Here is a 19,032-nt window from a genome sequence, read left to right as displayed (position 1 = left end):
AGCCAAGTGTCTGACCCGAACCTGAACGACGCCGCCGAGCCCGTCGCGGCCGCAGAGGCCGACGTGGACGCGGCTGTCTCGGCCGAGGTCCAGGGCGACGACACCCCGCAGGAGATCGTCGAGGGCGCCGACGCCGTCGACGAGCTCGACGCCGAGGAGGCCGCCGCCGGCGAGCCGGCCGAGGAGGCCGCGCTGCGCGTCGAGAGCGACGCCGAGGTTGCCGCCGAGGACGAGGAGCCCGAGGAGGACGGCGAGGCCGAGGAGGCCGCTCCGGTCGACCCGGTCGCCGCGCTCCGCGAGGAGCTGCGCGGCCTGCCCGGCGAGTGGTACGTCATCCACACCTACGCCGGTTACGAGAACCGCGTGAAGACCAACCTCGAGCAGCGCGCCGTCTCGCTGAACGTCGAGGACTACATCTTCCAGGCCGAGGTGCCGCAGGAAGAGGTCGTCCAGATCAAGAACGGCGACCGCCGCACCGTTCGCCAGAACAAGCTCCCCGGCTACGTGCTGGTGCGCATGGACCTGACGAACGAGTCCTGGGGCGTCGTGCGCAACACCCCCGGTGTCACCGGCTTCGTCGGCAACGCCTACGACCCGTACCCGCTGACCCTGGACGAGATCGTCAAGATGCTCGCCCCGGAGGCGGAGGCCAAGGCCGCCAAGGAGGCCGCCGAGGCCGAGGGCCGTCCGGCGCCGTCCCGCAAGGTCGAGGTCCAGGTCCTGGACTTCGAGGTCGGCGACTCCGTCACCGTCACCGACGGTCCGTTCGCGACGCTGCAGGCGACGATCAACGAGATCAACGCCGACTCGAAGAAGGTCAAGGGCCTCGTCGAGATCTTCGGTCGCGAGACCCCGGTCGAGCTGAGCTTCGACCAGATCCAGAAGAACTGATCGAGAAGATCTGATCCAGAAGGTCCGATCCAGAAGTACGGATCTTCTGGCCGAACGCTTCCGAACCGGTCAGGCCCGCCTTTCGAGGCGGGCCTGACCATTCGGTTTTTGGTCCCGCCACGTTACCCGTTATCGTGGTGCGGTATGCCTGCGTGCAGTGTGCGTGGGCAAAAAAACTCTCACTAGGACCCGGAGAGAGCAATGCCTCCCAAGAAGAAGGTCACGGGGCTCATCAAGCTCCAGATCCAGGCCGGTGCCGCCAACCCGGCTCCGCCGGTCGGCCCCGCGCTGGGTCAGCACGGCGTCAACATCATGGAGTTCTGCAAGGCCTACAACGCCGCGACCGAGTCGCAGCGTGGCATGGTCGTGCCGGTGGAGATCACGGTCTACGAGGACCGTTCCTTCACCTTCGTCACCAAGACTCCGCCGGCCGCCAAGCTGATCCTCAAGGCCGCGGGCGTGGAGAAGGGCTCCGGCGAGCCGCACAAGACCAAGGTCGCCAAGATCACCGAGGCGCAGGTCCGCGAGATCGCCACCACCAAGATGCCCGACCTGAACGCCAACGACCTGGACGCCGCCGCGAAGATCATCGCCGGCACCGCCCGTTCCATGGGCATCACGGTCGAGGGCTGATCAGCTCCCGCTGACCCCCAGTGGCAGGGCCAAGCGCTGGCCCGGACCACGACTCCACGCTCAACCATTCAGGAGCAGAAGTGAAGCGCAGCAAGACTCTCCGCGCTGCGGACGCCAAGGTCGAGGCGGAGCGCCTGTACGCCCCGCTCGAGGCCGTCCGTCTCGCCAAGGAGACCTCCACCACCAAGTTCGACGCGACCGTCGAGGTTGCCTTCCGCCTGGGTGTCGACCCGCGCAAGGCCGACCAGATGGTCCGTGGCACCGTGAACCTTCCGCACGGCACCGGTAAGACCGCCCGGGTCCTGGTCTTCGCGACCGGCGACCGTGCCGAGGCCGCGCGTGCCGCGGGCGCCGACATCGTCGGTGCCGACGAGCTGATCGACGAGGTCGCGAAGGGCCGTCTGGACTTCGACGCCGTCGTCGCCACCCCGGACCTCATGGGCAAGGTCGGCCGCCTCGGCCGCGTCCTCGGCCCCCGTGGTCTGATGCCGAACCCGAAGACCGGCACGGTCACCCCGGACACGGCCAAGGCCGTGACCGACATCAAGGGCGGCAAGATCGAGTTCCGCGTCGACAAGCACTCGAACCTGCACTTCATCATCGGCAAGGTCTCGTTCGACGACACCAAGCTGGTGGAGAACTACGCCGCGGCGCTGGAGGAGATCCTCCGTCTGAAGCCGTCGGCCGCCAAGGGCCGCTACGTCAAGAAGGCGACCCTGACCACCACGATGGGCCCGGGCATCGCCCTGGACCCGAACCGCACCCGCAACCTCCTCGTCGAGGACGAGACCGTCTGAGGACGGTCTGAGGGCCGCTGAGCGGCCTCTCGCGCGTGCGCGTGAATCCATCGGGCCGGGCCCCGCTTTCCCTTCCGGGAGGCGGGGCCCGGCTCGATTTGCGTATGTTGCCCCCCATCCCGTACCGTACCGGGGAAGCCAAAGACCGCTGGTCGTTGCCGTGTGTCCGTAATGGGAGATACGGCGGCCGAAGGATCCGCTAGCTGCGGACGACCTGCGCAGGTGACAGTGGAAGAACTCCCGCCGAGGCGTTAATGCGAATTACGCCCCCGCGGTCGAGTCACGCCCCGTGCGCCTGTGCCGGGGCGTTTCGTTTTGCCCAGGCCCCTTCTCGCGCGCCACTGCGGTCTTCATCACCCGGAAGGAGGCCGAGGCTCATGGCGAAGGCCGAGAAGGTCACCGCCGTTGCGGAGATTACGGAGAAGTTCCGTAACTCCAACGCGGCCGTCGTGACCGCGTACACCGGGCTGTCCGTTGCGCAGATCAAGCAGCTGCGCCGTTCGCTCGGTGACAACGCTCAGTACCGTGTGGTGAAGAACACGCTGACCAAGATCGCGGCCAATGAGGTCGGGATCCAGCTGGACGAGCACCTGAAGGGCTCGACCGCTGTCGCCTTCGTGACCGGAGATCCGGTCGAGGCGGCGAAGGGTCTTCGTGACTTCGCCAAGGAGAACCCGAACCTCGTCATCAAGGGCGGCGTGCTCGAGGGCAAGACGCTCTCCGCTGACGAGATCAAGAAGCTTGCGGACCTCGAGTCCCGCGAGGTTCTGCTCAGCAAGCTGGCCGGTGCCATGAAGGGCAAGCAGTCCCAGGCTGCCTCCCTCTTCCAGGCGCTGCCGACGAAGCTCGTCCGCACTGCGGACGCGCTGCGCGCCAAGCTCGCCGAGCAGGGCGGTGCCGAGTAATTCGGCTCGCGCATTGATCGGTGTCACCCGGCACCGGTCGCAGCGGGCCGTCCGCCCGCCGACATGTACATTCCGGCACCTGCCGAATTAGTGGAAGGACCGCCATCATGGCGAAGCTGACCAAGGACGAGCTGCTCGCGCAGTTCGAGGAGATGACCCTCATCGAGCTGGCCGAGTTCGTCTCCGCCTTCGAGGAGAAGTTCGACGTCACCGCCGCTGCGGCCGCCCCGGTCGTCATGGCCGGCGGCGTTGCCGGTGGCGCTGCCGCCGAGGCCGTCGAGGAGAAGGACGAGTTCGACGTCATCCTCACCGGTGCGGGCGACAAGAAGATCCAGGTCATCAAGGTCGTGCGTGAGCTGACCTCCCTGGGCCTGAAGGAGGCCAAGGACCTCGTCGACGGCACCCCGAAGCCGGTCCTCGAGAAGGTCGCCAAGGACGCCGCGGACAAGGCCAAGGAGGCCCTCGAGGGCGCCGGCGCCTCCGTCGAGGTCAAGTAAGACCTCCGGGTCCGCGAGGACTCTCCTTCCGACGATCGTCGGAAAAACCGAGGGCGATCACCCGCACGGGTGGTCGCCCTCGGGCGTTCCCGGGACGGGTGCGCGCAGCAGGGCCGCAAGGCGAGTATGGTGATCTTCGTTGCCCTCCCGGTGGCCGGGACCCGCTCCGAGCAGGGCATCCGCCCCTCGCAACGGGCGGCCGGGGGCCGAGGGGCCTTGACGAACGGCACGCCGCGCGCGATTCTCAGGACGCGTCCCACGACGCCCCGCCACTTCGGTCCTCCGTCCGAGGCATGGATCGTAGGCGGAGGGGGAAGTATGGTCATGCGCTTCCAGCGCAGGACTTGCGTCGGACGGGCGCGGGCAGACGCCGTACAGCGAGGAACAAAAGGATCCCGGAGGGAGAGATTGGTATCGCACCGGTCTCGGGATACCCGCTCTGGACATCAGTGGGCCAAGTGGCTACACTGACCCTTTGCGCTGCCTGTTAGCTGCTCCCTGCCCGTCACCAGGGGCATGCCCACTTCATAGCACAGTCGAAAGAAGCCCCCTGACCTGGGATTTCTCTCCTCTGGACGGAGTGGGACCGGTACGCGCGTAGTGAGTCCGAGCCCTCGGAAGGACCCCCTCTTGGCCGCCTCGCGCAACGCCTCGACCGCCAATACGAACAACGGCGCCAGCACCGCCCCGCTGCGCATCTCCTTTGCGAAGATCAAGGAGCCCCTCGAGGTTCCGAACCTCCTTGCGCTGCAGACCGAGAGCTTCGACTGGCTGCTCGGCAACGCCGCCTGGAAGGCTCGCGTCGAGGCTGCGCTGGAGTCCGGTCAGGACGTCCCCACCAAGTCCGGTCTGGAGGAGATCTTCGAGGAGATCTCCCCGATCGAGGACTTCAGCGGGTCGATGTCGCTGACTTTCCGCGACCACCGTTTCGAGCCCCCGAAGAACTCCATCGACGAGTGCAAGGAGCGCGACTTCACGTACGCGGCTCCGCTCTTCGTCACGGCCGAGTTCACCAACAACGAGACCGGTGAGATCAAGTCCCAGACGGTCTTCATGGGCGACTTCCCGCTCATGACGCCGAAGGGCACCTTCTGCATCAACGGCACCGAGCGTGTCGTGGTCTCGCAGCTGGTCCGTTCGCCCGGTGTCTACTTCGACTCCTCCATCGACAAGACGTCCGACAAGGACATCTTCACGGCCAAGATCATCCCGTCCCGGGGTGCCTGGCTGGAGATGGAGGTCGACAAGCGCGACATGGTCGGTGTCCGCATCGACCGCAAGCGCAAGCAGTCCGTCACCGTCCTCCTGAAGGCGCTCGGCTGGACCACCGAGCAGATCCTCGAGGAGTTCGGCGAGTACGAGTCCATGCGCGCCACCCTGGAGAAGGACCACACCCAGGGCCAGGACGACGCGCTGCTCGACATCTACCGCAAGCTGCGCCCGGGCGAGCCCCCGACCCGTGAGGCCGCGCAGACGCTGCTCGAGAACCTCTACTTCAACCCCAAGCGCTACGACCTGGCCAAGGTCGGCCGCTACAAGGTCAACAAGAAGCTGGGCGCGGACGCCCCGCTCGACGCCGGTGTGCTGACCGTCGACGACGTCATCGCGACGATCAAGTACCTGGTCAAGCTGCACGCCGGTGAGGTCGAGACCGTCGGCGAGAACGGCACCACGATCGTCGTCGAGACCGACGACATCGACCACTTCGGCAACCGTCGTCTGCGCAACGTCGGCGAGCTCATCCAGAACCAGGTCCGCACGGGTCTGGCTCGTATGGAGCGCGTCGTCCGCGAGCGGATGACCACCCAGGACGTCGAGGCGATCACGCCGCAGACCCTGATCAACATCCGGCCGGTCGTCGCCTCCATCAAGGAGTTCTTCGGCACCAGCCAGCTGTCCCAGTTCATGGACCAGACCAACCCGCTGTCGGGTCTGACCCACAAGCGTCGTCTGTCGGCGCTGGGCCCGGGTGGTCTCTCCCGTGAGCGGGCCGGCTTCGAGGTCCGTGACGTGCACCCCTCGCACTACGGCCGCATGTGCCCGATCGAGACGCCCGAAGGCCCGAACATCGGTCTGATCGGCTCGCTCGCCTCCTACGGCCGGGTCAACGCGTTCGGCTTCGTCGAGACGCCGTACCGCAAGGTCGTCGAGGGCCAGGTCACCGACGAGGTGCACTACCTGACCGCCGACGAGGAGGACCGCTTCGTCATCGCCCAGGCGAACGCCGCCCTCAACGAGGACATGCGCTTCGCCGAGGCCCGCGTGCTGGTCCGCCGCCGTGGCGGCGAGATCGACTACATCGCGCCGGACGAGGTCGACTACATGGACGTCTCGCCGCGCCAGATGGTGTCGGTCGCGACCGCCATGATCCCCTTCCTCGAGCACGACGACGCCAACCGCGCGCTCATGGGATCGAACATGATGCGCCAGGCCGTGCCGCTGATCAAGGCCGAGGCGCCGCTGGTCGGCACCGGCATGGAGTACCGCTGCGCGGTCGACGCCGGCGACGTCATCAAGGCCGAGAAGGACGGTGTCGTCCAGGAGGTCTCCGCCGACTACGTCACCGTGGCCAACGACGACGGCACGTACAACACGTACCGCGTCGCCAAGTTCTCCCGCTCCAACCAGGGCACGTCCTTCAACCAGAAGGTCGTCGTGGACGAGGGCGCCCGCGTGGTGGCCGGCCAGGTGCTCGCCGACGGTCCGTCCACGGACGAGGGCGAGATGGCGCTCGGCAAGAACCTGCTCGTGGCGTTCATGCCGTGGGAGGGCCACAACTACGAGGACGCGATCATCCTGTCGCAGCGCCTCGTGCAGGACGACGTCCTCTCCTCGATCCACATCGAGGAGCACGAGGTCGACGCCCGTGACACCAAGCTGGGCCCCGAGGAGATCACCCGGGACATCCCGAACGTCTCCGAGGAGGTCCTCGCCGACCTCGACGAGCGCGGCATCATCCGCATCGGTGCCGAGGTCGTGGCCGGCGACATCCTGGTCGGCAAGGTCACCCCGAAGGGTGAGACCGAGCTGACCCCGGAGGAGCGCCTGCTCCGCGCGATCTTCGGTGAGAAGGCCCGTGAGGTCCGTGACACCTCGCTGAAGGTGCCGCACGGCGAGATCGGCAAGGTCATCGGCGTGCGCGTCTTCGACCGCGAGGAGGGCGACGAGCTGCCCCCGGGCGTGAACCAGCTGGTCCGCGTCTACGTCGCGCAGAAGCGCAAGATCACCGACGGTGACAAGCTCGCCGGCCGCCACGGCAACAAGGGTGTCATCTCCAAGATCCTCCCGGTCGAGGACATGCCGTTCCTCGAGGACGGCACCCCGGTCGACATCATCCTCAACCCGCTCGGTGTCCCGTCCCGAATGAACCCGGGACAGGTCCTCGAGATCCACCTCGGCTGGCTCGCCAGCCAGGGCTGGAAGGTCGAGGGCGACGACGAGTGGATGAAGCGGCTCCAGGCGATCGGCGCCGACGAGGTCGCCCCGGGCACCAACGTCGCGACCCCGGTCTTCGACGGTGCCCGCGAGGACGAGCTGGCCGGTCTGTTCGAGCACACCGTGCCCAACCGTGACGGCGAGCGCATGGTGCTCCCGTCCGGCAAGGCCCGGCTGTTCGACGGCCGCTCCGGCGAGCCGTTCCCGGACCCGATCTCGGTCGGGTACATGTACATCCTCAAGCTGCACCACCTGGTCGACGACAAGCTGCACGCCCGTTCGACCGGTCCGTACTCGATGATCACCCAGCAGCCGCTGGGTGGTAAGGCTCAGTTCGGTGGCCAGCGCTTCGGTGAGATGGAGGTCTGGGCCCTGGAGGCGTACGGCGCCGCCTACGCCCTGCAGGAGCTCCTCACCATCAAGTCCGACGACGTCACCGGCCGTGTGAAGGTCTACGAGGCGATCGTCAAGGGCGAGAACATCCCCGAGCCCGGCATCCCCGAGTCCTTCAAGGTGCTCATCAAGGAGATGCAGTCCCTGTGCCTCAACGTGGAGGTGCTGTCCTCGGACGGCATGTCCATCGAGATGCGCGACACCGACGAGGACGTCTTCCGCGCCGCGGAGGAGCTCGGTATCGACCTGTCCCGGCGCGAGCCGAGCAGCGTCGAAGAGGTCTGACGGGTCTGGCCGGGGGCCTCGCCTAGAGGCCCCCGGCATCCCCCAGAGCCCTGAACGGGCCTGGGGGGACCCCCATCCGGACCCCAGACCACTGATGTAGAGCCCATGTCCCGCTCCGGCGGGAGGGCGCACGAACCCTGAAAGAGGGATTGACGACAAAGTGCTCGACGTCAACTTCTTCGACGAGCTGCGGATCGGCCTGGCGACCGCGGACGACATCCGAACCTGGTCCCACGGCGAGGTCAAGAAGCCGGAGACCATCAACTACCGCACCCTGAAGCCGGAAAAGGACGGGCTCTTCTGCGAGAAGATCTTCGGCCCCACCCGGGACTGGGAGTGCTACTGCGGCAAGTACAAGCGTGTCCGCTTCAAGGGCATCATCTGTGAGCGCTGTGGCGTCGAGGTCACCCGCGCCAAGGTGCGCCGTGAGCGGATGGGCCACATCGAGCTTGCCGCCCCCGTCACCCACATCTGGTACTTCAAGGGCGTCCCGTCGCGCCTGGGCTACCTGCTGGACCTGGCCCCGAAGGACCTCGAGAAGGTCATCTACTTCGCCGCCTACATGATCACGTGGGTGGACGAGGAGCGCCGTACGCGCGACCTGCCGTCGCTGGAGGCCCACGTCTCCGTCGAGCGCCAGCAGATCGAGCAGCGCCGCGACGCCGACCTGGAGGCCCGCGCCAAGAAGCTCGAGTCCGACCTGGCCGAGCTGGAGGCCGAGGGCGCCAAGGCCGACGTGCGCCGCAAGGTGCGCGAGGGCGCCGAGCGTGAGATGAAGCAGCTGCGCGACCGTGCGCAGCGCGAGATCGACCGTCTCGACGAGGTCTGGAACCGCTTCAAGAACCTCAAGGTCCAGGACCTCGAGGGCGACGAGCTGCTCTACCGCGAGCTGCGCGACCGCTTCGGCACCTACTTCATGGGTGCGATGGGCGCCGCCGCGCTGCAGAAGCGCCTGGAGTCCTTCGACCTCGACGAGGAGGCCGAGCGCCTCCGCGAGATCATCCGTACCGGCAAGGGCCAGAAGAAGACCCGTGCGCTCAAGCGCCTCAAGGTCGTCTCCGCCTTCCTGCAGACCCGCAACAGCCCCAGCGGCATGGTGCTGGACTGCATCCCGGTGATCCCGCCGGACCTGCGTCCGATGGTGCAGCTGGACGGTGGCCGCTTCGCGACCTCCGACCTGAACGACCTGTACCGCCGCGTCATCAACCGCAACAACCGCCTCAAGCGACTCCTTGACCTCGGCGCGCCCGAGATCATCGTGAACAACGAGAAGCGCATGCTTCAGGAGGCCGTCGACGCGCTCTTCGACAACGGCCGTCGTGGTCGCCCGGTCACGGGCCCCGGCAACCGTCCGCTGAAGTCGCTGTCCGACATGCTCAAGGGCAAGCAGGGTCGTTTCCGTCAGAACCTGCTCGGTAAGCGCGTCGACTACTCGGCCCGTTCCGTCATCGTCGTCGGTCCGCAGCTGAAGCTGCACCAGTGCGGTCTGCCCAAGGCCATGGCGCTGGAGCTCTTCAAGCCGTTCGTGATGAAGCGCCTGGTCGACCTGAACCACGCGCAGAACATCAAGTCGGCCAAGCGCATGGTCGAGCGCGGCCGCACCGTGGTGTACGACGTCCTCGAAGAGGTCATCGCCGAGCACCCGGTGCTGCTGAACCGTGCGCCCACGCTGCACCGCCTCGGCATCCAGGCCTTCGAGCCGCAGCTGGTCGAGGGCAAGGCCATCCAGATCCACCCGCTCGTCTGCACCGCGTTCAACGCGGACTTCGACGGTGACCAGATGGCCGTCCACCTGCCGCTCTCCGCGGAGGCGCAGGCCGAGGCCCGCATCCTGATGCTGTCCTCGAACAACATCCTCAAGCCGGCCGACGGCCGTCCGGTCACCATGCCCACCCAGGACATGGTGCTCGGTCTGTTCTTCCTCACCACCGACGAGGAGGAGCGCGAGGTCATCGGCGAGGGCCGGTCCTTCGCGTCCGTCGCCGAGGCGATCATGGCGTTCGACGCCCGGGAGCTCTCGCTCCAGGCGAAGGTCGACATCCGCTTCCCGATCGGCACCGTCCCGCCGCGCGGCTGGACCCCGGCCGCCGACGAGAACGGCGAGACGACCTGGCAGCAGGGCGACAGCTTCCGGCTGCGCACCACGCTGGGCCGTGCGCTCTTCAACGAGCTGCTGCCCGAGGACTACCCGTTCGTCGACTACTCGGTCGGCAAGAAGCAGCTCTCCGAGATCGTCAACGACCTCGCCGAGCGCTACCCCAAGGTCATCGTGGCGGCGACGCTCGACAACCTGAAGGCGGCCGGCTTCTACTGGGCGACCCGTTCCGGCGTCACCGTGGCCATCTCCGACGTCGTGGTCCCCGAGGCCAAGAAGGAGATCGTCGCGGGCTACGAGGCCCAGGACGAGAAGGTCCAGAAGCAGTACGAGCGCGGTCTGATCACCAAGGACGAGCGCACGCAGGAGCTCATCGCGATCTGGACCAAGGCGACCAACGAGGTCGCCGAGGCGATGAACGCGAACTTCCCCAAGACGAACCCCATCTTCATGATGGTTGACTCGGGTGCCCGAGGAAACATGATGCAGATGCGGCAGATCGCCGGTATGCGTGGTCTGGTGTCGAACGCGAAGAACGAGACCATTCCGCGACCCATTAAGGCGTCGTTCCGTGAGGGTCTCTCCGTGCTGGAGTACTTCATCTCCACCCACGGTGCCCGTAAGGGTCTCGCGGACACCGCCCTGCGTACCGCCGACTCGGGTTACCTGACCCGTCGTCTCGTGGACGTCTCCCAGGACGTGATCATCCGCGAGGAGGACTGCGGCACCGACCGTGGCCTCAAGCTGGTGATCGGCGTCCGCGACGAGGCCGGCGTCCTGCGCAAGGCCGACGACGTCGAGACGAGCGTCTACGCCCGCATGCTGGCCGAGGACGTCGTCGTCGACGGCAAGGTCATCGCGCCGGCCAACGTCGACCTCGGTGACGTGCTCATCGACCAGCTGATCCAGCACGGCGTGGAGACGGTCAAGACCCGCTCGGTCCTCACCTGCGAGTCCGCCGTCGGCACCTGCGCCTTCTGCTACGGCCGCTCGCTGGCGACCGGCAAGCTGGTGGACATCGGTGAGGCGGTCGGCATCATCGCCGCCCAGTCCATCGGTGAGCCCGGTACCCAGCTGACGATGCGTACCTTCCACACCGGTGGTGTGGCCGGTGACGACATCACCCAGGGTCTGCCCCGTGTCGTCGAGCTCTTCGAGGCCCGTACGCCCAAGGGTGTCGCCCCGATCTCGGAGGCGGCCGGCCGCGTCCGTATCGAGGAGACCGAGAAGACCAAGAAGATCGTCGTCACCCCGGACGACGGCTCCGACGAGACCGCCTACGCGATCTCCAAGCGAGCCCGTCTGCTGGTGGGCGAGGGCGACCACGTCGAGGTGGGCCAGAAGCTCACCGTGGGTGCCACCAACCCGCACGACGTGCTGCGCATCCTCGGTCAGCGGGCCGTCCAGGTCCACCTGGTCGCGGAAGTCCAGAAGGTCTACAACTCGCAGGGCGTGTCGATCCACGACAAGCACATCGAGATCATCATCCGGCAGATGCTCCGCCGCGTGACGATCATCGAGTCCGGCGACGCCGAGCTGCTGCCGGGCGAGCTCGTGGAGCGCTCGCGCTTCGAGTCCGAGAACCGTCGTGTGGTCACCGAGGGCGGTCACCCCGCCTCCGGCCGTCCGCAGCTGATGGGTATCACCAAGGCCTCGCTGGCGACGGAGTCCTGGCTGTCGGCCGCCTCCTTCCAGGAGACGACCCGAGTCCTGACGGATGCGGCGATCAACGCCAAGTCCGACAGCCTCATCGGCCTCAAGGAGAACGTCATCATCGGTAAGCTCATCCCGGCCGGTACGGGCCTGTCCCGCTACCGCAACATCCGGGTGGAGCCCACCGAGGAGGCCAAGGCCGCGATGTACTCGGCCGTCGGTTACGACGACATCGACTACTCGCCCTTCGGCACCGGCTCCGGCCAGGCCGTCCCGCTGGAGGACTACGACTACGGTCCGTACAACCAGTAGGCGAGCAGCTGATCGCGCACAGGGCGGTCACCCCTTCGGGGGTGGCCGCCCTGCGGCGTGATTTCACCCATACGGACGGCGCGGACCGCGCCCAGCAGGCCAACAGCCCGCAGATCTGCGACATTTGCAGCACATCGGGGTGTCCTCCGCGTGTGCATTTGTTTTGACCGCAGCCCATGCGGTAGGTACGCTCTGACCTTGTGCCTGGGGTGTCCCTGGGCTCTTGTGCGTGCCGTCAGACCGCACAGGGGGCCCGGAACCGGGCGGTTTCCGTACCGCCGGGAGACACCGAAATCTGCGCGATCCGCCTTGCGGCGGAGGTCTGCAGTATTCGACACGCCCGACCGCGTGGGTCGGAGCTACGTTCCAGGTTAGTTTTATCGTGATCGGCACACAGAAACCGGAGAAACGGTGCCTACGATCCAGCAGCTGGTCCGGAAGGGCCGGCAGGACAAGGTCGAGAAGAACAAGACGCCCGCACTCGAGGGTTCGCCCCAGCGCCGTGGCGTCTGCACGCGCGTGTTCACGACCACCCCGAAGAAGCCGAACTCGGCCCTCCGTAAGGTCGCGCGTGTGCGTCTGACCTCCGGCATCGAGGTCACCGCTTACATTCCGGGTGAGGGCCACAACCTGCAGGAGCACTCCATCGTGCTCGTCCGCGGTGGCCGTGTGAAGGACCTGCCGGGCGTTCGCTACAAGATCATCCGTGGCTCGCTCGACACCCAGGGCGTCAAGAACCGCAAGCAGGCTCGCAGCCGCTACGGCGCCAAGAAGGAGAAGTAAGAATGCCTCGTAAGGGCCCCGCCCCGAAGCGCCCGGTCATCATCGACCCGGTTTACGGTTCTCCTCTTGTCACCTCGCTGATCAACAAGATCCTGCTGCACGGCAAGCGCTCCACCGCCGAGCGCATCGTGTACGGCGCCATGGAGGGCCTGCGCGACAAGACCGGCCAGGACCCGGTCATCACGCTCAAGCGCGCCCTCGAGAACGTCAAGCCGGCTCTCGAGGTCAAGTCCCGCCGTGTCGGTGGCGCCACCTACCAGGTGCCGGTCGAGGTCAAGCCCGGCCGCGCCTCCACGCTGGCGCTGCGCTGGCTGGTCGGTTACTCCCGCGCCCGTCGCGAGAAGACCATGACCGAGCGCCTCATGAACGAGCTGCTGGACGCCTCGAACGGTCTCGGCGCCTCGGTCAAGAAGCGTGAGGACACGCACAAGATGGCCGAGTCCAACAAGGCCTTCGCGCACTACCGCTGGTAGTCGCAAACCCCATCGAGAACCGAGAGAAGACTGAGCCATATGGCCACCACTTCGCTTGACCTGGCCAAGGTCCGCAACATCGGGATCATGGCCCACATCGACGCGGGCAAGACGACCACCACCGAGCGCATCCTCTTCTACACCGGTGTTTCGTACAAGATCGGTGAGGTCCACGACGGCGCTGCCACGATGGACTGGATGGAGCAGGAGCAGGAGCGCGGCATCACGATCACGTCTGCCGCGACGACCTGCCACTGGCCGCTCGAGAACGTCGACCACACGATCAACATCATCGACACCCCGGGTCACGTCGACTTCACCGTCGAGGTGGAGCGCTCCCTGCGCGTGCTCGACGGTGCCGTGACCGTGTTCGACGGTGTCGCCGGTGTCGAGCCCCAGTCCGAGACGGTGTGGCGTCAGGCCGACCGTTACGGCGTGCCGCGCATCTGCTTCGTGAACAAGCTGGACCGTACCGGTGCCGAGTTCCACCGCTGCGTCGACATGATCGTCGACCGCCTGGGTGCTCAGCCGCTGGTCATGCAGCTCCCGATCGGTGCCGAGGCCGACTTCAAGGGCGTCATCGACCTCGTTCGTATGAAGGCTCTGGTGTGGTCCGCCGAGGCCGCCAAGGGCGAGATGTACGACGTCGTCGACATCCCCGACACGCACGTTGAGGCCGCCGAGGAGTGGCACAACAAGCTGGTCGAGGCCGTCGCCGAGAACGACGAAGAGATCATGGAGCTCTTCCTCGAGGGCCAGGAGCCCTCCGAGGAGCAGCTGATGGCCGCGATCCGTCGCATCACGATCGAGTCCGGCCGCACCACCGAGGGCACCACGGTCACCCCGGTGTTCTGCGGTACCGCGTTCAAGAACAAGGGCGTCCAGCCCCTGCTCGACGCGGTCGTGCGCTACCTCCCCTCGCCGCTCGACATCGAGGCCATCGAGGGCCACGCGGTCAACAACCCGGACGAGGTCATCAAGCGCAAGCCGTCCGACGAGGAGCCCCTCGCGGCGCTGGCGTTCAAGATCATGAGCGACCCGCACCTCGGCAAGCTCACCTTCGTCCGCGTGTACTCCGGTCGCCTGGAGTCTGGATCCCAGGTCCAGAACTCCGTCAAGGGCAAGAAGGAGCGCATCGGCAAGATCTACCGCATGCACGCCAACAAGCGTGAGGAGATCGAGTCGGTGGGCGCCGGCGACATCGTCGCCGTCATGGGCCTGAAGCAGACCACCACCGGTGAGACGCTCTGCGACTCCGGTAGCCCGGTCATCCTCGAGTCCATGGACTTCCCGGCCCCGGTCATCCAGGTCGCCATCGAGCCCAAGTCGAAGGGCGACCAGGAGAAGCTCGGCGTCGCGATCCAGCGCCTGGCCGAGGAGGACCCGTCCTTCCAGGTCCACACGGACGAGGAGACGGGCCAGACCATCATCGCGGGCATGGGCGAGCTGCACCTCGAGGTGCTGGTCGACCGCATGAAGCGCGAGTTCAAGGTCGAGGCCAACGTCGGCAAGCCGCAGGTCGCGTACCGCGAGACCATCCGCAAGGCGGTCGAGCGCATCGACTACACGCACAAGAAGCAGACTGGTGGTTCCGGCCAGTTCGCCAAGGTGCAGATCGCGGTCGAGCCCCTCGAGGGCGACGGCTACGAGTTCGAGAACAAGGTCACCGGTGGCCGCATCCCGCGGGAGTACATCCCGTCCGTGGACGCGGGTTGCCAGGAGGCCATGGAGTTCGGTGTTCTGGCCGGCTACCCGCTGACCGGCGTCAAGGTGACGCTGCTCGACGGTGCCTACCACGACGTCGACTCCTCGGAGCTCGCGTTCAAGATCGCCGGTTCCATGGCGTTCAAGGAGGCGGCCCGCAAGGCGTCGCCCGCCCTGCTCGAGCCGATGATGGCCGTCGAGGTCACCACGCCCGAGGACTACATGGGCGACGTGATCGGCGACATCAACTCCCGCCGTGGCCAGATCCAGGCCATGGAGGACCGGGCCGGCGCCAAGGTCGTCAAGGGCCTGGTGCCGCTGTCGGAGATGTTCGGCTACGTCGGCGACCTCCGCAGCAAGACCTCGGGTCGCGCAAGCTACTCGATGCAGTTCGACTCCTACGCCGAGGTTCCGCGGAACGTCGCCGAGGAGATCATCGCGAAGGCCAAGGGCGAGTAAGCGAATCCCGCGTTCAGCGGGCTGAGCACACGCTTTAGGCTTGACACCGACTGTCGGGGCATTCCCGTGCAGAACCTCCGGGTTCTGCACGGGAACGCCCCGGCGGACGGCACCCCAGCAAAGATCCCTGGCGCCGATCGAAGTAAGGCGTACCAGAACCACTCCACAGGAGGACCCCAGTGGCGAAGGCGAAGTTCGAGCGGACTAAGCCGCACGTCAACATCGGCACCATCGGTCACGTCGACCACGGTAAGACGACCCTTACCGCGGCGATCACCAAGGTGCTGCACGACGCGTACCCGGACCTGAACCCCTTCACGCCGTTCGACGAGATCGACAAGGCGCCGGAGGAGCGTCAGCGCGGTATCACCATCTCCATCGCGCACGTCGAGTACCAGACCGAGTCGCGTCACTACGCCCACGTCGACTGCCCCGGTCACGCGGACTACATCAAGAACATGATCACCGGTGCCGCCCAGATGGACGGCGCGATCCTCGTGGTCGCCGCGACCGACGGTCCGATGCCGCAGACCAAGGAGCACGTGCTCCTGGCCCGCCAGTCCGGCGTTCCGTACATCGTCGTCGCCCTGAACAAGGCCGACATGGTGGACGACGAGGAGATCCTGGAGCTCGTCGAGCTCGAGGTCCGTGAGCTCCTCTCCGAGTACGACTTCGACGGCGACACCGCTCCGGTCGTCCGCGTCTCCGCGCTGAAGGCGCTGGAGGGCGACAAGGAGTGGGGCGAGAAGCTCCTCGGCCTGATGAAGGCTGTCGACGAGTTCATCCCGCAGCCGGAGCGCGCTGTCGACAAGCCGTTCCTGATGCCGATCGAGGACGTCTTCACGATCACCGGTCGTGGCACCGTCGTCACCGGTCGTATCGAGCGTGGTGTCCTGAAGGTCAACGAGACCGTCGACATCATCGGCATCAAGACCGAGAAGACCTCGACCACCGTCACCGGTATCGAGATGTTCCGCAAGCTGCTCGACGAGGGCCAGGCCGGTGAGAACGTCGGTCTGCTGCTCCGTGGCATCAAGCGCGAGGACGTCGAGCGCGGCCAGTGCATCATCAAGCCCGGTTCGGTCACCCCGCACACCGAGTTCGAGGCCACGGCGTACATCCTCTCCAAGGACGAGGGTGGCCGTCACACCCCGTTCTTCAACAACTACCGTCCGCAGTTCTACTTCCGTACGACTGACGTGACCGGTGTTGTGACCCTCAAGGAGGGCACGGAGATGGTCATGCCCGGCGACAACGCCGAGATGTCCGTCTCCCTCATCCAGCCCGTCGCCATGGAGGAGGGCCTGCGCTTCACCATCCGTGAGGGCGGCCGCACCGTCGGCGCCGGCCAGGTCACCAAGATCAACAAGTAAGCTCCGGCTTGCCTGAAGGTCTGACCTGACGGTCGCAAAGGGCCCGCACATCGTTCGATGTGCGGGCCCTTTCGCATGCGTCGGCGCCCGGTACGGGGCGCGAGGCGGTGTCGATGTGCGGCTGCCGCCGCGTGGGCGCGATCAGCCGGGGACGGCCCGCAGCCGACGCGCCGGGGCGAAGCTCGGGACCCCCTCTGCGGGCACGTTGTGGCTTGTCGCGCCCACGCGGCGGCAGCCGCACATCGGACACTGCCCCGCGCCCCTACCGGGCGCGGCCTAGAGCTGCGCTTCGTACGGCAGGACCTGGCGCAGCAGGCCGCGCGGGTGGCCGCGGCGGCGCCACTCGCGCGGGTAGCCGATCGACACCTCCTCGAACCGCACCCCGTCGTAGAACGTCGTGCGCGGGATGTGCAGGTGCCCGTAGACCACCACCGCCACGTTGAAGCGCGTGTGCCAGTCGTGCGTGAGGACCGTGCCGCACCACTGGGCGAACTCCGGGAAGTGCAGGATGTCGGTCGGTTGGCGCACCAGCGGCCAGTGACCGGCCAGCACCAGGGGTATGGACGCGTCGTGCGCCGCCAGCCGCTCCTCGGTCGCGGCGACCCGGGCCCGGCACCAGTCGTCGATGCCCTCGTACGGCTCCGGGTGCAGCAGATACTCGTCGGTGCACACGATGCCGGCCTCGTGGGCCTGCTCCAGCGACTCCTTCTTCGTGCGCGCGCCGGGCGTGCGGAAGGTGTAGTCGTACAGCGTGAAGAGCGGCGCGACCGCGACCGGGCCGCCCTCGCCCTCCCACACCGGCCAGGGGTCCTCGGGCGTGTCGACGCCCAGACCGCGGCAGAGCTCCACCAGGCGCTCGTAACGGGCCTGCCCACGCAGCTGTACGGGGTCGCCGGCGGGCGTCCACAGCTCGTGGTTGCCGGGCGCCCACAGCACCCGGGCGAAGCGGCCGGCCAGCAGTGCCAGGGTCCGCTCGACGTCCTCGAAGCGTTCGGCCACGTCACCCGCGACGATCAGCCAGTCGTCCGCCGTCGTCGGGCGCAGTGATTCGGCGATGGGCACGTTCGCGCTCATGCCGGTGTGCAGGTCGCTGACGGCCAGGAGGCGTCGGCCGGGGCGGGGCGTGTTCGGCTGCTGCATCGGTTCCCAGACTCGCGGTGGCTACGGGGTGGTGCGGGATGGTGCTGCCGTGCTGTTCTGTCGACGTTTCTGTCGATGTTCCGTCGACAACGGTACGGAAATGATCGTTTCCCGTCACTGCCCCAGCAGCGGGCGGCCGTTCAGCAGCTCCCGGCCCAGCACGCTCAGCGTGTGGTACGCCCGCCCGTTGGCCCGGTGCGTCGTGATGAGCCCCGCCTCCCGCAGCACCGAGGCGTGGTGACTGGCCGTGGCCATGGCGATCCGCACCCGCCGCGCCAGCTCACTGGTCGTGCAGCCGCGCGCCGTCGCCTCCAGCACCTCGGCACGCGTGCGCCCCAGCAGCGCCGCCAGCGGCGGCTCGCGGCGCTGCTCGGGCACCACGTGCCCGGGCGCCGGCGGCAGCCAGGCGGGATCGTGCACGATCGGGTAGACCAGCACCGGCGGAAGCTCCGGATCACGCAGCACGGTGGGGGCGCGCCAACAAAAGAAGGAGGGCACGAGCCGCAGCCCGCGCCCCTCCAGATAGAGGTCCTCCGTCGTCCCTGGCACGGCCACCTCGAGAACCGGTGGACTCCAGCGGATCGCCGGATGGAGCGTCGCCAGCAGGTGCTCCATCCCGTGCAGCAGGATCGTCTGCGATCTCGCCGCCCGGTCGGCCTCGATGTGCTCCCGCACCTTGCCCAGGTACGGGCCGATCGCGGCTTCGTGCAACGCCGTCAGCCCCTCGCCGAGCGCCCGCAGGGAGCCGCTGCCGCCCTCCGCCAGGCCGCGCACGAAACGCAGCTCCCGGCGGTCCGCGGAGAGCAGCTCCAGCTCCGCGCACAACCGCTGCCGCGGCAGGGAGAGCATCGCGTCGATGCCGCCCGCCAGGCCCCCCTCGGCCGTCTCCGGCGGCGTCAGGAAGTCGGGGGAGTAGCCACGGGGCGGGGCGAGCGCGAGCACACGGCGCATCGGGTCCGTCAGGCGCGGGCGCACCCTGGCCCGCCAGGCGTCGAACACCAGCGGGCCCTGGGCGGTCTGCAGCATGTGAGCGGCCAGCAGCGTCTCCCACAGGGGGTCGGGCTCGGCGGCCAGGCGGATGCGGCCGAGGTCGACGCTGGTGAAGTGAATGCGCACGGTGTGCCCTTGCCCTTCCCGGGCTCATTTGAACGCGGGGTCACCCGTGGGGGTGGTGCTTCGCGCCAGGGCGGGGGCGGGGCGCTCC

The 19,032-nt window shown here is 67.4% G+C and carries 13 protein-coding genes; 11 read left to right on the top strand and 2 right to left on the bottom strand.

Annotation, left to right across the window (positions count from 1 at the left end; all coding sequences use genetic code 11):
* Positions 1 to 6: 6 nt before the first annotated feature.
* The 11 genes from nusG (at position 7) to tuf (ending at position 16,688) form a co-directional block, all read left to right on the top strand.
* Entirely contained in the window at positions 7 to 891 is an 885-nt protein-coding gene (gene nusG / locus AB0K17_RS11165) for a transcription termination/antitermination protein NusG (RefSeq protein WP_365970030.1), read from the top strand.
* Positions 892 to 1,092: 201 nt separating this feature from the next.
* Positions 1,093 to 1,524, top strand: coding sequence for a 50S ribosomal protein L11 (rplK, locus tag AB0K17_RS11160; protein ID WP_365982825.1), 432 nt, complete (start codon positions 1,093 to 1,095; stop codon positions 1,522 to 1,524).
* Positions 1,525 to 1,604: 80 nt separating this feature from the next.
* Positions 1,605 to 2,321, top strand: a complete 717-nt coding sequence (rplA, locus tag AB0K17_RS11155; protein WP_365970031.1) for a 50S ribosomal protein L1 — start codon at positions 1,605 to 1,607, stop codon at positions 2,319 to 2,321.
* A gap of 377 nt (positions 2,322 to 2,698) precedes the next feature.
* On the top strand, positions 2,699 to 3,226 hold the full coding sequence (gene rplJ, locus AB0K17_RS11150; RefSeq protein WP_365970032.1) for a 50S ribosomal protein L10: 528 nt from the start codon (positions 2,699 to 2,701) through the stop codon (positions 3,224 to 3,226).
* Positions 3,227 to 3,333: 107 nt separating this feature from the next.
* Positions 3,334 to 3,723 carry a 50S ribosomal protein L7/L12 gene (rplL, locus tag AB0K17_RS11145; protein ID WP_365970033.1) on the top strand — a complete coding sequence of 130 codons (390 nt, stop codon included), beginning with the start codon at positions 3,334 to 3,336 and terminating at the stop codon, positions 3,721 to 3,723.
* Positions 3,724 to 4,353: 630 nt separating this feature from the next.
* A complete protein-coding gene (gene rpoB / locus AB0K17_RS11140) occupies positions 4,354 to 7,836 on the top strand; it encodes a DNA-directed RNA polymerase subunit beta (protein ID WP_365982824.1) in 3,483 nt (1,160 codons plus the stop codon).
* Between the two features lie 160 nt (positions 7,837 to 7,996).
* Positions 7,997 to 11,896 carry a DNA-directed RNA polymerase subunit beta' gene (locus AB0K17_RS11135; RefSeq protein ID WP_365965726.1) on the top strand — a complete coding sequence of 1,300 codons (3,900 nt, stop codon included), beginning with the start codon at positions 7,997 to 7,999 and terminating at the stop codon, positions 11,894 to 11,896.
* Between the two features lie 411 nt (positions 11,897 to 12,307).
* Positions 12,308 to 12,679, top strand: a complete 372-nt coding sequence (gene rpsL / locus AB0K17_RS11130; RefSeq protein ID WP_003948652.1) for a 30S ribosomal protein S12 — start codon at positions 12,308 to 12,310, stop codon at positions 12,677 to 12,679.
* A gap of 2 nt (positions 12,680 to 12,681) precedes the next feature.
* Positions 12,682 to 13,152 (top strand): 30S ribosomal protein S7, encoded by a 471-nt coding sequence (gene rpsG, locus AB0K17_RS11125; RefSeq protein WP_365965725.1) that lies wholly within the window; start codon positions 12,682 to 12,684, stop codon positions 13,150 to 13,152.
* Positions 13,153 to 13,191: 39 nt separating this feature from the next.
* Complete coding sequence (fusA, locus tag AB0K17_RS11120; protein WP_365965724.1) at positions 13,192 to 15,315, top strand: elongation factor G; 2,124 nt, start codon at positions 13,192 to 13,194, stop codon at positions 15,313 to 15,315.
* Positions 15,316 to 15,494: 179 nt separating this feature from the next.
* Positions 15,495 to 16,688: an elongation factor Tu gene (gene tuf, locus AB0K17_RS11115; RefSeq protein WP_365982823.1), complete on the top strand. Its 1,194-nt coding sequence runs from the start codon at positions 15,495 to 15,497 to the stop codon at positions 16,686 to 16,688.
* Between the two features lie 276 nt (positions 16,689 to 16,964).
* Here tuf and AB0K17_RS11110 read toward each other — a convergent pair whose 3' ends face one another.
* Together AB0K17_RS11110 and AB0K17_RS11105 are read right to left on the bottom strand one after the other, a co-directional pair.
* Complete coding sequence (locus AB0K17_RS11110; protein WP_365982822.1) at positions 16,965 to 17,828, bottom strand: metallophosphoesterase; 864 nt, start codon at positions 17,826 to 17,828, stop codon at positions 16,965 to 16,967.
* A gap of 114 nt (positions 17,829 to 17,942) precedes the next feature.
* Positions 17,943 to 18,944 (bottom strand): winged helix-turn-helix domain-containing protein, encoded by a 1,002-nt coding sequence (locus tag AB0K17_RS11105; protein WP_365982821.1) that lies wholly within the window; start codon positions 18,942 to 18,944, stop codon positions 17,943 to 17,945.
* Positions 18,945 to 19,032: the final 88 nt, after the last annotated feature.

Origin of the sequence: Streptomyces sp. NPDC049585 (genome assembly GCF_040675615.1) — a bacterium.
Taxonomy (GTDB): Bacteria; Actinomycetota; Actinomycetes; order Streptomycetales; family Streptomycetaceae; genus Streptomyces; species Streptomyces luteosporeus.
This window is presented reverse-complemented; position numbering and strand designations above follow the sequence as displayed.

Excerpts from the sequence above, each read along its gene's own strand:
- rplK (WP_365982825.1), top strand. The coding sequence starts at position 1,093 with ATGCCTCCCAAGAAGAAGGTCACGGGGCTCATCAAGCTCCAGATCCAG.
- rplJ (WP_365970032.1), top strand. The coding sequence starts at position 2,699 with ATGGCGAAGGCCGAGAAGGTCACCGCCGTTGCGGAGATTACGGAGAAG.
- rplL (WP_365970033.1), top strand. The coding sequence starts at position 3,334 with ATGGCGAAGCTGACCAAGGACGAGCTGCTCGCGCAGTTCGAGGAGATG.
- rpsG (WP_365965725.1), top strand. The coding sequence starts at position 12,682 with ATGCCTCGTAAGGGCCCCGCCCCGAAGCGCCCGGTCATCATCGACCCG.
- fusA (WP_365965724.1), top strand. The coding sequence starts at position 13,192 with ATGGCCACCACTTCGCTTGACCTGGCCAAGGTCCGCAACATCGGGATC.
- AB0K17_RS11110 (WP_365982822.1), bottom strand. The coding sequence starts at position 17,828 with ATGCAGCAGCCGAACACGCCCCGCCCCGGCCGACGCCTCCTGGCCGTC.